Below are 12700 nucleotides of genomic sequence, written 5' to 3' on the forward strand. Positions count from 1 at the left end.
GCCCGACGACGCCCCGGCCAACGCCAGCGCCGCGGGCGCGCCAACGCTCCAGCCGCCGCCCACGCCCGCGACCAATGCCACGGACAGTCCGGAACCGGCCGCCGCGCCCGCCCCAACGGCGGAAGACGCCAGCCCCCTGTCCCTGCCCTGGATCATCGGCGGCCTGCTCGCCCTGGCCGTGCTGGCCGCCGCCTTTCTGCTACGCCGCCGCCGTCCGACCGCGGAACCGCTGGCCGAACCGGCTGCGGAACCCTTAGCCGATCCAGTCGCCCCGCCCGCCGCGCCACCACCGCCTGCCGACACCGTGCGACTCACCCCCGCCGCCGCCGCCGCGCGCGCACCCGCTTCCGCCCCGGCCGAGCGTCCCTGGCTCGACATGGACATGACCGTGTCGCAGGCGCGCTATTCGCTGATGGGCGTCACGATCAGCTACAGCCTGATCCTGCACAATCGCGGCGACCGCCCGGCGCAGGACGTGCTGGTGCGCGGCCTGTTGGGCAATGGCGGCGCGCAGCAGCAGGCGTTGCTCAACGGCTTCTTCACCGGCGATGACGGCCTGCCGCTGCATAGCGTCGTATCGATCGCATCGGGCGAAACACTCCAGTTGGCGGGCGAACTGCGCCTGCCGCCCGACCAGATCGTACCGGTGACGATGGGCCAGCGCAGCCTGCTCATCCCGCTCGCCGCCTTCGACGCCGCCTATCGCTGGGGGCCGCAGGATGGCGACCCGGTCGAACAGGGCCGCACCGCCCGCGCCTTCATCGTCGGGCAGGAGCAGGAGCCGCCCGCCGAACGCCTCGCCCCGCTCCGCCTGGACCAGGGGCCACGCCAATATCGCCGCCCCGCCGCCCGCGCCGCGGCGGAACTTACGCCGGCCTGATACGCGCAACGCCCTTTAATCCCTTGCCGTCCCGCTCTAAGACAGGCGCGAACAAGGGCCGAAGGATGCCGCATGACCATTTTCCTGTCCACCGCAGATCTCGCCGCAGAGCTTGGCCAGCCCGACCTCGTCATCCTCGACGCCAGCCTGTTCCTGCCCGGCACCCCCCGCGACCCGCGCGTCGAATATGAAGCCGCCCATATCCCCGGCGCGGTCTTTCTCGACCTGCCGACGCTCAACGATCCCGCGGACCCGACCCCCGGCATGTTGCCCTCCGACGATCTCATGACGCAGCGTGTCCAGGCGCTGGGAATCCATCCCGACAGCCGCATCGTCGTTTATGACAACAGCCCCACCCACAGCGCCGCGCGCGGCTGGTGGATGATGCGCCTTTACGGCCTGGGCGCATCCGCAGCGATCCTCGACGGCGGCCTGCCCAAATGGCTGGCGGAGGGCCGCCCGACGCAGAGCGGCGCGGCAACGCCCGCCCCCGGCACCGCCATCGCCCGTCGCGCAGCCGGCCAGGTCCGCACCAAGGCGGACCTGATCGCCAATGTCGCCAGCGGCGCGGAACAGTGCTCGACGCGCGCGGCGCGGGCCGCTTCACGGGCGCAGAGGCCGAACCGCGCCCCGGCATGGCGTCGGGCCACATCCCCGGATCGCGCAACCTCCCCTCCTCCGCGCTGTTCAATCCGGACAACAGCATGAAGGCGGGCGACGAACTGCGCGCGCTGTTCGAGGGCGCGGGCATCGACCCGGCCGCTCCGGTCATCACAACCTGCGGCAGCGGCGTCACCGCCGCGATCCTGCTCGCGGGCCTCGAAACGCTCGGCAACGACGCCGTCACCCTCTATGACGGGAGCTGGTCGGAATGGGGCTTCGACCCGGTCACGCCCAAGGCGACGGGCGCAGCATGAGCGAAGACGCTTCCGGCAAGGATGGGCGCAGGCCCCTCACCAAACTCGCGCAAGCCGGCCGCAAGCCCGAATGGACCGGGATGCCCGGCCAGCCCGGCGCGATCGTCAGCCCGCCTGTCTGGCGCGCCTCGACCATCCTCTATGACGATGTCGCCCATCTGCGCAAAGCCGCGGGCAGCAGCACCCACGAACGGCTCTTCTACGGGCGCAAGGGCACGCCGACCGCCTGGTCCCTTGCCGACGCGCTCACCGAAATGGAGCCGGGCGCGGAAGGCACGATGCTCTACCCGTCGGGCGTCGCGGCGATCGCCTGCGCGCTGATGGCCGTCCTCAAGCCCGGCGACCGGCTGCTGATGGTGGACAGCGCCTATGACCCGACCCGCAATTTCTGCACGCAATTGCTGGATAATTACGGTATCGAAACGATCTATTATGATCCCACAGCCGTCTCACTCGATGTCTATCTTGAAGGCGGCCCGATCCGTGCCCTCTTCCTCGAAAGCCCCGGCAGCCTGACCTTCGAGGTGCAGGATATCCCTGCGCTGACCGCCTGGGCGAAGACGAACGGCGTCGTCACCCTGCTCGACAATAGCTGGGCGACGCCGCTCTATTTCCCGGCGCTCAGCCATGGCGTCGATATCTCCATCCTCGCCTGCACCAAATATATCGTCGGCCATAGCGACGTGATGATGGGCTCCGTCACCGCCACCCCCGACTGGTTCGCCAAAATCCGCCAGACCGCCTATGTCTTCGGCCAGATGGTCAGCCCCGACGACGCCTGGCTGGCCAGCCGCGGCCTGCGCACGCTGGGGCTGCGGCTGCAACAGCATCAGGACAGCGCCATTGCCATCGCCCAATGGCTCAGCGCCCAGGCGGACGTCGCTCGCGTCCTCCACCCGGCGCTCCCCGACTGCCCCGGCCACGCGCTGTGGCAACGGGATTTCAGCGGCTCGACCGGTCTCTTCACCGTCATCCTGAACGGCGGCGACGATGCGGCTCGCGCCGCCCTGATCGACGGCCTCGCCCATTTCGGCATCGGCTATAGCTGGGGCGGCTTCGAAAGCCTGGCCCTGCCCGTCGATCCCGCCCGCTACCGCAGCACGACGATATGGAACGCCGAAGGCCCGGCGGTCCGCCTCCATATCGGCCTGGAAGACCCGGCCGATCTGATCGCGGACCTCGACGCCGGCCTCGACCGCTTCCGGGCGATACGGGACGCCGGCTAGAAAATGACCCCGCCGATGACCCCTGGCGCCACCCATTTGCTGGCGCTCTTGCCCGGCGACCCGGACATCGTCCACCCGATGGTCGCGCTGCTGCTCGCCATTGTGCTTTATGCCGCCGCCTGGGCCATCGGCCGCGCCCTCGCCCCGCGCCTGCGCCATCGCCTGCCGCCGCTGGGCGACGCGCTGGCCGGCCATGTCCGCGCCATCCTGCGCCACGGCGTCGCCGCCTTGCTGCTGGCGCTGGCGCTCATCCTCTGGCCGACCGGCTCTATCGCCCATCTCGTCGTCGGCGCCATGCTGGGCGGCGCGGTGGCGCTGCTCGCCACCCATATATTGCGCGGCCTCGCCATCCCGCGCTGGGCGGTCGCCCCACTCGCGCTCATCCTCTTCATCCTGATCGTGTCGGGCAGCAGCGGCGGCATCGCCCCGGTGGGCGAAATGCTCGACCGGATCGGCGTCACCCTGGGCAAGCGGCGCATCACCCTGCTCGGCCTGCTCTCGATCGCCGCCACCTGCGTCGCGCTATTCGCCGCGGTGCGCCTGGCCAACCGGGTGATCGGCCGCTCGATCCAGAAGACCGACGGCTTCGATCCGACGCAAAAGCTGCTGGCGCAGAAACTCGCCGCCATCACCGTGGTCGTCGCCGCCTTCTTCATCGGCGTCGACTTGCTGGGCATCGACCTTACCGCGTTCGCGGTATTCTCCGGCGCACTGGGTCTTGCCATCGGTTTCGGCCTGCAAAAAACCTTCGGCAACCTCATCGCCGGCATCATCCTGCTGATGGACCGATCGATCAAGCCGGGCGACGTCATCGTCGTGGGCGACAGTTTCGGCTGGGTGAACAAGATCGGCGTCCGCGCCGTCTCCGTCATTACCCGCGACGGCAAGGAACATCTGATTCCCAACGAGAATCTGATGACGCAGGAGGTGGAGAACTGGTCCTATTCCGACCGCAACGTCCGCGTCCGCATCCCTATCGGCATTGCCTTCGACTCCGATCTGCAACTCGCCCAGCAACTCATGCTCCAGGCCGCGCAGGACAGCCCCCGCGTATTGCGCAATCCCAAGCCCAATGTCTGGCTCACCGGCTTTGGCGAAAGCCGGGTCGAGCATGACATTTTGGTGTGGATCAGCGATCCCGAAGGCGGCGTGGGCAATGTGAAGTCGGACGTATTGGGCCGCGTCTGGCAGTTGTTTCGCGACAATGATATCGCCATTCCCTACCCGCAGCGCGTCATCCACCACGCCCCGGACACGCCATCCAGCCCGCCTTAGGACCGACTGGCCATAACGCAATTTGTCCATAGGAATGATAGGAGGGTCGCCTCGTCCCGCCACAGCGCCTATATGCGTCAGCATGTCGCCCATCGCCCTCTGCCTCATCTTCCTCGCCACGCTCACCGCGATGGAGGGCTTTGCCTATGTCATGCACCGCTGGGTGATGCACGGCCCCGGCTGGTTCCTCCACGCCAGCCACCACCGCCCGCGTACCGGCTTTTGGGAAGCGAACGACCTCTATTTCGTGATCTTCGCCCTGCCCTCCATCCTGCTGCTGCTCGGTGGCGTGCAATGGGGCTGGGGCAGTTGGGCGACCGCGGTCGGCGCGGGCATCGCCGCCTATGGCGCCATCTATCTGGGCTTTCACGACATCATCGTGCATCAGCGGGTGAAGCACCGCTATGTCGCCCGCTCCCGCTACATGAAGCGCATCGTCCAGGCCCACCGCCTGCACCATGCCGTCGAAACGAAACATGGTACGGTCAGCTTCGGCTTCCTGATCGCTCCACATCCAACCGCGCTGAAACAAGCATTGGCACAGCGCGGCCGCCAGGGCGTGCGCGCGGCGAAGGGGCTGGAGGATGCGGGCGCGAGGGACTGATTTGGGTGCAGAGGGGAATGGCGGGTTTACGGGCGCAAATGCCGTAGAGCGAGCATAAAATTCACCGTCACCCCAGCGAAGGCTGGGGTCTCAGGCGGCGGTGCGCTACGGTGGGACATGGCGCGGGGCGGCTACACCTACATCATGACCAACAAGCCGAGGGGCGTTCTTTATATCGGCGTCACAGCCGACATCGCTGCGCGCGCCGAACAACATCGAAACGGCACTGGATCGGCTTTTTGCAAGACATACGGGCTGACCCGCCTGGTTCTGGTCGAGCCACATGATGACATCACGCTCGCTATCGCCCGCGAGAAAGCACTCAAAGCCTGGAAGCGGGAATGGAAAATCCGGCTTGTGGAAGAGAGCAATCCAGGTTGGCGCGATATGTCAGACGTTATTTTCTGACCGCCTGAGACCCCAGCCTTCGCGGGCCCGCCTTTATTGTAATTCGTTGCATATAGAAATCTTATCGAATGAAATCTGACTGTTACCTTGGGGCGCCTGGATAAGCATGACCGCAAACGGATGCAGTCGTTCAGTCTTTCAAATAAGGCAATGGAGCATCGTGGATCCGGTCGAAACCGGGCCGATCGCCCTCGGCACGGATAGGGCTATCGATTGGAATTTAACACTTGGTGCCCGCGTCGGACGGCGGCGATGATTTTGTCGGAATAGGCGGTCCAGACGAAGGGTTTTGGGCTCTCGCTGAGCTCGGCCAGGATGCGGTTGATGGCGGACTGAAGTGTCAATCGGCGTCCCAACTGGCCCCCTTATCGGCGCGCAAACGGGATCCCCTGTCCAGATGGCGCAAGCGTGATGTGAGGCACTCCCTTGCGCTGCGCGCGGCGTAGAGAGAGCGTAGCCCGACCGGAGGAGCGCGTAGCGCAAACTATCTTTTAATTGATCGCCGCTGTGACGGATTAGCTTCGGTTTTTGAAGCGGCAGGCATCATTGCCGGTCTCGACAATGTCGCAATGATGGGTGACGCGATCCAGGAGCGCGGTTGTCATCTTGGGATCGCCGAACACTGTGGGCCACTCGCCAAAGACGAGGTTGGTGGTGATGATGACGCTGTTCTGCTCATAGAGTTTGCTGATCAGGTGGAACAGCAACTGGCCGCCCGATCGAGCGAACGGCAGACAGCCCAGTTCGTCGAGTACGATCAGATCGAGAAGGGATAGCTGGGCGGCGAGAGCGCCACTCTTGCCATCCTGGCCTCCTTTTCGAGGCGGGTCTTCGGGCACGACCGCGCCGCCGTGGTCTGCCCAAGGACAATGGCGAGCGTTCAGTTATCGGTGACAATGTCCTGGATCGCTAATCATCTGGAACTGAAGTAAGTTACATTGTATAAAGCGTTTTCCGAGAGGGAGGCGTTGATGGCGAACGTGTTTTCGAAGGGTCGTCCGATTGAGCCGTTGGTGGTGACGGCAGAGGAGCGTGAGTACCTTGAGCGGCAGGTGCGGCGGCACCGGGTATCGCGCTCGCTTTCGGAACGATGTCGGATTATTCTGCGCTGCGCCGACGGTTTGCAGAGCAAGGTCGTAGCGGTCGAGCTTGGCGTTCACGAGCACACGGTCGGCAAGTGGCGTCGCCGCTTTTTAGCCGACCGTATCGATGGGTTGCTCGACGAAGCCCGCCCCGGCAGGCCGCGCACGATCGATGACGATCAGGTCGCGGCGGTCATTGAGCGGACGCTGCGCACCACACCTGTCGATGCAACCCACTGGTCGATCCGGTCGATGGCGGCAGAGACGGGCTTTTCGCACACGACGATCCGCCGGATGTGGAACGCGTTCGGGTTGCAACCGCACCGTAGTCAGACCTTTAAACTATCGAGCGACCCGCTGTTTGTTGACAAAGTGCGCGATATCGTCGGGCTTTATTTGTCGCCGCCGACCCGCGCGATCGTCCTCAGCGTCGATGAGAAGAGCCAGATCCAGGCGCTCGACCGCGAGCAGCCGGTTCTACCTATGATGCCGGGCATTCCGGAGCGCCGGACCCATAGCTATGTGCGGCACGGGACGACATCGCTGTTCGCAGCGCTTGATATCGCCTCGGGCTTCGTCATCGGCAAATGCTACAAAAGGCACCGCGCAACAGAGTTCCTCGACTTTCTCAAGCAGATCGATCGGGCAGCACCTGATGGACTCGACGTTCATATCGTCATGGACAATTACGCTACCCACAAAACTGCCAAAGTGAAGGCTTGGCTTGCCCGCCGTCCACACTATCACGTGCACTTCACACCGACATCGGCGTCATGGATCAATCAGGTCGAGCGCTGGTTCGCCGAGTTGACCAGAAAGCAGCTGCAGCGAGGCGTCCACCGTTCGACCGGCCAGCTCGAAGCCGACATCCTCACCTTCATCGACCGGCATAACGAAAGCCCAAAGCCATACAGGTGGACCAAATCCGCCGACGAAATCCTCGCCTCGGTCAAGCGGTTCTGCCAGAAAACCGAGCAAAACTTATGTGGCGAACTTTAGATTCACGTGACTAGGGTCAGGACTCATTGATTGATCCAGAATATAACGGTCGCGGCGATGCAGATGGCGGACATGAAGGTATGGGCGCAACGATCGTAGCGCGTGTGGATGCGCCGCCAGTCCTTGATCCTGCCGAACATATTCTCGACTTTGTGCCGCTGTCTATAGAGCGCCGTGTCGTGTGGAATGGGCACTTTCCGGTTCCCCTTTGACGGGATGCAGGCCGTGATCTTGCGGTCGGCCAGTGCCGCGCGGAACCAGTCGGCGTCATAGCCCTTGTCGCCCAGCAGGACCTTTGCCTTCGGGAAGGCATCGATCATCAGTGCGGCGCCCTTATAATCGCTCATCTCCCCTTCACTGAGCAGCATGATGAGCGGTCGGCCTTTGCCATCGCATACGGCATGTAGCTTGGAGTTCAGGCCGCCTTTGGTGCGTCCGATACGTCGGGGAACATCCCCTTTTTAAGCAGGCTTGCCGCCGTCCGGTGTGCTTTCAGGTGGGTTGCATCGATCATCAACTGGTCGGGCTTGCCGCCCTTTGCTGCCAAGCCAGCGAAGATTTTGTTGAACACACCGAGCCTGCTCCAGCGGATGAAACGATTGTAGATCGTCTTGTGTGGGCCATACTCCTTGGGCGCGTCGCGCCACATCAGCCCGTGCTTGATGACGTAAATGATCCCAGACACTATCCGCCGATCATCCACTCTTGGCACCCCATGAGACAAGGGAAAATACGGCTCGATCCGGCGCATCTGCGCCTCACTCAGCAGAAACGGAACATCCATCGGCAGCGCCTCCTAACGCTGCTATTGAATCAACCCATCACCCAATGCGCAAGCAATTTAACAGGTCCTGACCCTAGCTCGCTGCCGACAGACCGAACCAGAAATGGGTGGAAGGCTTCACATATATCTGGACGGCCGAGGGCTGGCTCTATGTCGCTGCCGTCATCGACCTGTTTTTACGCAGGGTGGTGGGCTGGTCGATGAGCGCCACAATGACGGCCCAACTTGTGACGGATGCCCTGATATTGGCGATCTGGCGTTGTGGAAAGCCCGATGCCCTGTTGCATCACTCGGATCGCGGTAGCCAATATACCAGTGAGCAGTTCCAGCGTACGAAGAAGAACAACGGCGTCACCTGTTCCATGAGCCGGTCGGGCAACTGTTGGGACAATACCGCGATGGAAAGCTTTTTCCACCCCTCAAAACCGAGCGGATCAGGAGTAAGGTCTACCGATCGCGAGACCAAGCCTGAGCCGATGTGCTCTATTATATCGAGAGATTTTATAATCCGACACGCCGACACTCGACCTTGGGGTATCTCAGCCCCATCGACTTCGAGCGGGAATCTGGTGTAGCTTGAATGAGCTTATCGTGGTGTCCACCAAACCGGCAGCAGGCCAAATATCGTGTCGACTGACTGGGTTGCAGCACGCTACTATCAGGTTTGAACGACAAAAATGGTCGGCGGCCGACCTGCAGATTTGCTTAGTTGCCTATTCGCTGCAGAATATGAACGAATGACGGGTTTCGGGAATGAGACGGCAGTGCTGGAAACCCGACCGCTCAAAATTGCGACATCCTTACCCTGACCGTGCAGCTTACCGACTCCTTAGCCTTTGCGGCTGCCTTGTGACATGCGGCGAGGCTGTCGCGGTTCTCCCGCGCCAGGTCGACGGCGTCCACGATCACCTGCCAGCCCTCCGGGTTTTCGGTTCGCATGAGTCGGATACCGGCATCCCATAGCGATGCCTCGCCCAGCGTTCGACGGGCCACCCGTTCCGGCCAGAGCCAGCTTTGCGGGCCGATGCTGGCCGCCCAGCCGGGATATATCAGCCACAGAAGCGCCGTGGCCAGTGCCGTGCCGCCGCCGCAATAGAGCATGTGCCAGCGCTGTTCCTGCTTGGTCCGAATGGTGCCGATCGCGCGCATCTGATCCACATGAACTTGATGATGCAATTCCTGCGATTTCTTGATGGTCGCCTTGTCCGTCGCTCGTGCGGCATCCGCCGCCACATCAATCCGCTCCGCCATGCTCTCCGGCGTCAACTGCATGGCGGGTGCGTCCATGATTGTCTTCGTCTGCCCCGCTAACGTGGCGAGATAGCCGTTCATCTTGGCGAGAGTCGGCCCGTAGTCGGGGAATTCAAGGCTCTGCTTCTCGATGGCGATATGCTCAAGCGCGCGGGCCATCACCGCCATGCGCCCGTCCAACCGCTCTTCCATAGCTGCGACGCGCTCCGAGAGGCGCGCGAACGCCTCGGCGGCGGCATTGGGCCGGGGGTCCGGCTCCGGTTCGTTCAAAAGGCTCTGTTCGTCGTCCATGTCGTGTCTCCTTGGGGTTAGCGGCTCATGCCGCGACTGATGTCGCGTCCGTGGTCGAAGGGGATGGAGGATGCGAGGTCGCGGGAGAGGCTGCGACCCATCTGCTGCCCGATCTCAAGCCCAAGCTCGCCGCTGCGCAGACCCAGCACCGATTCAAGTTGGGCGTCGCGCTCAAGGCTTTTCGCCATGCCCGCCATCTGCTGCGCGGCGCTCTTCGCGCCCCTGAAATTGCCGTCGCGCACAAGCTCGGCATGATGGCGCTGCAACTGCTGCCACCCCTCCACGAACCGATCGGCGCGCTGGAACGGGTCCATGCGGATTTCGGTCTCCAACTGCATCGCCCGCACTGCCGCTTGGCCGCGCCCCTCAGCGGCTTCGCGGACAAGCTCCGGGCTGCTGCGGAACGCGCTGTTCAGGTCCGACGAACCTTCGGGCCGGATCGCGTCCAGAGCATCGCGCGCCCTGTCGAACGCCTCGCGCTGGTGGGGCATGGCACCCAGACCTTGCGCCCGCGTCTGCTGGATCGCGTCCAGCGCCTTGGCATAGCGCTCCACCGCACCGCGCACGCCGCCTGCGCGCATCGGCTGCGTATCGTATTCGGCCTTCGGCTGGAAGCCCGCGAAAATGTCGCGGTCCTGCTGAGGGATATTGGGCCGGAAATTGTCAAAGATCCCGCGCGCTTTCTCGACAATCGGCCTGACGATTTCCGCGACCCGTTCGCCAAAGCTAATGCCACGCCGCTCGGCATATTCCCTTGCCGGGTCGGCTTGTCTGTAGTCGGTCGCCATGTCCTTACCGCGCTCGCGCGAAAGCGTGCGGACAAGCCGGGACTGATCGCGGAAATCGTCGCGGCCATAATGGAGCGCCATGCCGTCACGATGGCGGGACATCGCGACATACGCCCCATGGCGATCCATCCCCGGTGTCGCCAGCACATGCGCCCTGTCCACGGTCATGCCCTGCGCCTTGTGGATGGTGGCGGCATAGCCGTGGTCGAGGTCGCGATAATCCTTAGTGTTGAACGACACGGAACGTCCGTCATCGGTGCGGACAGACATATGGCCTTCGTCCACATGTCTGATGGTGCCCAGCGTGCCATTCTTCACCTCCAGGCTACGCTCGTTGCGCAGGAACATGATGCGGTCGCCCGGCGCGAATAGGCGGTCCCCGCGCTCGGTCTTCACCTGGCGCTCGTCGCCCAATTCGCCCGCATTGCGCATCGCCGCGCGCGCAGCCTCGTTGAGGTCACGCACCTCCGCATTGGTGTGGGTGAGGATGATGCGGCTGGCGTCCGGATCGGCTAGCCGTTCGCTATCCCAGCGCTCGACAAGATCGCGGCGCGCATCTTCGCGCGTCTCGGCCTGATGCACCATGTACTTGTCGGCATAGGCGGCAATCGCCTCGCCGGTTCTGCCGGTCGCCAGATGCCGCGTGGCATCCTGCTGCCATCCTTCATGCTGGCGGCGAACCTGGGTTATCTCCACGCCGCCATGGCGTTCATGGATCGCGCGGAACGCCGCGCCCGCTTCGATCGACTGCAATTGCTGGGGATCGCCGACAAGAACGACCTTAGCGCCAACATCGGCGGCATGGGACAGCACGCGCTCCATCTGGCGCGTGCCGACCATGCCCGCCTCGTCGATCACCAGCACATCGCGGGCACTGAGCAAATCGCGGCCCTGCGCCCAGCTATGTTCCAAGCTGGCGATGGTGCGGGACGCAATGCCGCTTCCATTCTCAAGGCCCTCGGCGGCGATGCCCGCAAGCGCCGCGCCGCGAACATTCAGCCCCGCGCTTTCCCACACGTCGCGCGCCACGCCCAGCATGGCGCTTTTGCCGGTCCCGGCATATCCCAGCACCAGTGACAATTCGCGCCCGTTCGTTATATGGCGCAACGCGGAGTCTTGCTCTGCCCCCAGGGTAAGGCCCGCACTCTCGGCGGCGCGAATGGCGTAGGTCGCCGCCGCCGAGAGACCATCGCTCCGGTCCATCGCAAGCCTGTCCGCCGCACGGCTCATCCGCTGCTCGGTCTCGATCATCTCGCGCGAGGTGAACCGATCGTCGCCGCGCCCGTCCTTGCCCAGGGCGATCAGGTCTGGCGAGCCGCGCACCGCCTGCATGGCAGCGTTGAACTGCTCCTGCCCGTCGCTATGCCGGTGGATGAACATCGCCATATCGCGTTTGGTGAATGTCGCCTGTTGGTGGGTGATAGCGTTAAGGGCGATACCCGGATCAGCGATGATGCGTTCGCCATTCTCCCGCGCGATCTCGCGGTGCATCTCGGCGCGATCGGCTTCCAGCCCCTGGGCGTCCATTCGGTGCGCAGGGCCGCCGATCTTGCTCTGCGGTTCAAGGTCTATGCCCTGATCGGCAAGGCTGCGGTGATCGATGCGCGCGTCTATGTCGAGTTCAGCCAGCCGCGTGTTGACGTGGGTCTCCCAGCGTTCGCGCCAGCGCTCGACATTTGCATGATCGTTCCATTCGCGCACCTTCTGGCCGAACCCATCCGGGCCAACCTCGCGCATGGTGAGCATGACATGGGCATGGGGTTTCTCCATGCCGTCCGGCCCAACATCCCGATGCACGTTCAGGTCGGCGATCATGCCGCGATCCACAAACTCGGCCTGCACAAAATCACGGGCTAGCTCGATGCCTTCGGCCTTGTTTATCTCGCGCGGAATGGCGAACTCGACCTCGCGGGCAAGTTGGGCGTCCTTGCGCTTCTCGAATGCCTCGACATCGTTCCAGAGGCGTTCGCGGTCGCGCCATTGTTCGGGCGCGCCTTCCGGCAACAGGATTTCGCTATGCTCGACGCCGGAGCGGGCGCGGAAATCTTGGGGCCGATCAAGGCGCTCATCGTGCAGGCGCTCACCTGCACGATAGGCAGCGGCAGAGACGGCGGAGCGGCCCGCCGCGCGAGAAATGACCTGAACGGAGAAATGGAAGATCGCCATGACGATCGTCCATCTACTACGCTCAAGCG

Annotated in this window: 9 protein-coding genes and 4 pseudogenes; 8 read left to right on the plus strand and 5 right to left on the minus strand. The window is 63.8% G+C overall.

Annotation, left to right across the window (positions count from 1 at the left end; translation table 11 throughout):
- The 6 genes and pseudogenes from V473_RS14290 to V473_RS14315 all read left to right on the plus strand — a co-directional run.
- Positions 1 to 880 (plus strand): hypothetical protein (locus V473_RS14290; RefSeq protein ID WP_244884427.1); only part of this gene is annotated, 880 nt, incomplete at its 5' end.
- A gap of 72 nt (positions 881 to 952) precedes the next feature.
- Positions 953 to 1797, plus strand: a pseudogene (locus V473_RS14295) (sulfurtransferase).
- Positions 1794 to 3023, plus strand: a complete 1230-nt coding sequence (metC, locus tag V473_RS14300; RefSeq protein WP_066606265.1) for a cystathionine beta-lyase — start codon at positions 1794 to 1796, stop codon at positions 3021 to 3023. The pseudogene V473_RS14295 and the gene metC overlap by 4 nt, the downstream one beginning before the upstream one ends.
- Positions 3024 to 3038: 15 nt before the next feature.
- A complete protein-coding gene (locus V473_RS14305; protein ID WP_066607422.1) occupies positions 3039 to 4298 on the plus strand; it encodes a mechanosensitive ion channel family protein in 1260 nt (419 codons plus the stop codon).
- Between the two features lie 82 nt (positions 4299 to 4380).
- Entirely contained in the window at positions 4381 to 4902 is a 522-nt protein-coding gene (locus V473_RS14310) for a sterol desaturase family protein (RefSeq protein WP_066606268.1), read from the plus strand.
- Between the two features lie 117 nt (positions 4903 to 5019).
- Entirely contained in the window at positions 5020 to 5310 is a 291-nt protein-coding gene (locus tag V473_RS14315; RefSeq protein ID WP_244884428.1) for a GIY-YIG nuclease family protein, read from the plus strand.
- A gap of 206 nt (positions 5311 to 5516) precedes the next feature.
- On the opposite strand, the pseudogene V473_RS24430 reads toward V473_RS14315, so the two are convergent.
- Both V473_RS24430 and V473_RS14320 read right to left on the minus strand, forming a co-directional pair.
- Positions 5517 to 5648, minus strand: a pseudogene (locus tag V473_RS24430) (IS630 family transposase); the annotation flags it as partial.
- 177 nt (positions 5649 to 5825) lie between these two features.
- A pseudogene (locus V473_RS14320) lies at positions 5826 to 6136 on the minus strand (ATP-binding protein); the annotation flags it as partial.
- Between the two features lie 145 nt (positions 6137 to 6281).
- Here V473_RS14320 and V473_RS14325 point away from each other — a divergent pair.
- Complete coding sequence (locus V473_RS14325; RefSeq protein WP_066607423.1) at positions 6282 to 7391, plus strand: IS630 family transposase; 1110 nt, start codon at positions 6282 to 6284, stop codon at positions 7389 to 7391.
- A gap of 23 nt (positions 7392 to 7414) precedes the next feature.
- Here V473_RS14325 and V473_RS22990 read toward each other — a convergent pair.
- Positions 7415 to 8175, minus strand: a protein-coding gene (locus V473_RS22990; RefSeq protein ID WP_148648417.1) for an IS5 family transposase whose coding sequence is annotated in 2 segments (ribosomal slippage) — positions 7415 to 7842 and positions 7842 to 8175 — 762 coding nt in all. Because the reading frame shifts where the segments join, the coding sequence is not laid out codon by codon here.
- An 83-nt stretch (positions 8176 to 8258) separates the two neighbouring features.
- Here V473_RS22990 and V473_RS22995 point away from each other — a divergent pair.
- Positions 8259 to 8755: pseudogene (locus tag V473_RS22995) on the plus strand (IS3 family transposase); the annotation flags it as partial.
- A 203-nt stretch (positions 8756 to 8958) separates the two neighbouring features.
- On the opposite strand, the gene V473_RS14340 reads toward V473_RS22995, so the two are convergent.
- Together V473_RS14340 and traA are read right to left on the minus strand one after the other, a co-directional pair.
- Complete coding sequence (locus tag V473_RS14340; protein WP_066606278.1) at positions 8959 to 9717, minus strand: DUF6118 family protein; 759 nt, start codon at positions 9715 to 9717, stop codon at positions 8959 to 8961.
- Positions 9718 to 9734: 17 nt separating this feature from the next.
- A complete protein-coding gene (traA, locus tag V473_RS14345) occupies positions 9735 to 12671 on the minus strand; it encodes a Ti-type conjugative transfer relaxase TraA (protein ID WP_066606281.1) in 2937 nt (978 codons plus the stop codon).
- Between the last annotated feature and the right edge of the window lie 29 nt (positions 12672 to 12700).

The organism is Sphingobium cupriresistens LL01 (genome assembly GCF_001046645.1).
Lineage (GTDB): Bacteria > Pseudomonadota > Alphaproteobacteria > Sphingomonadales > Sphingomonadaceae > Sphingobium > Sphingobium cupriresistens.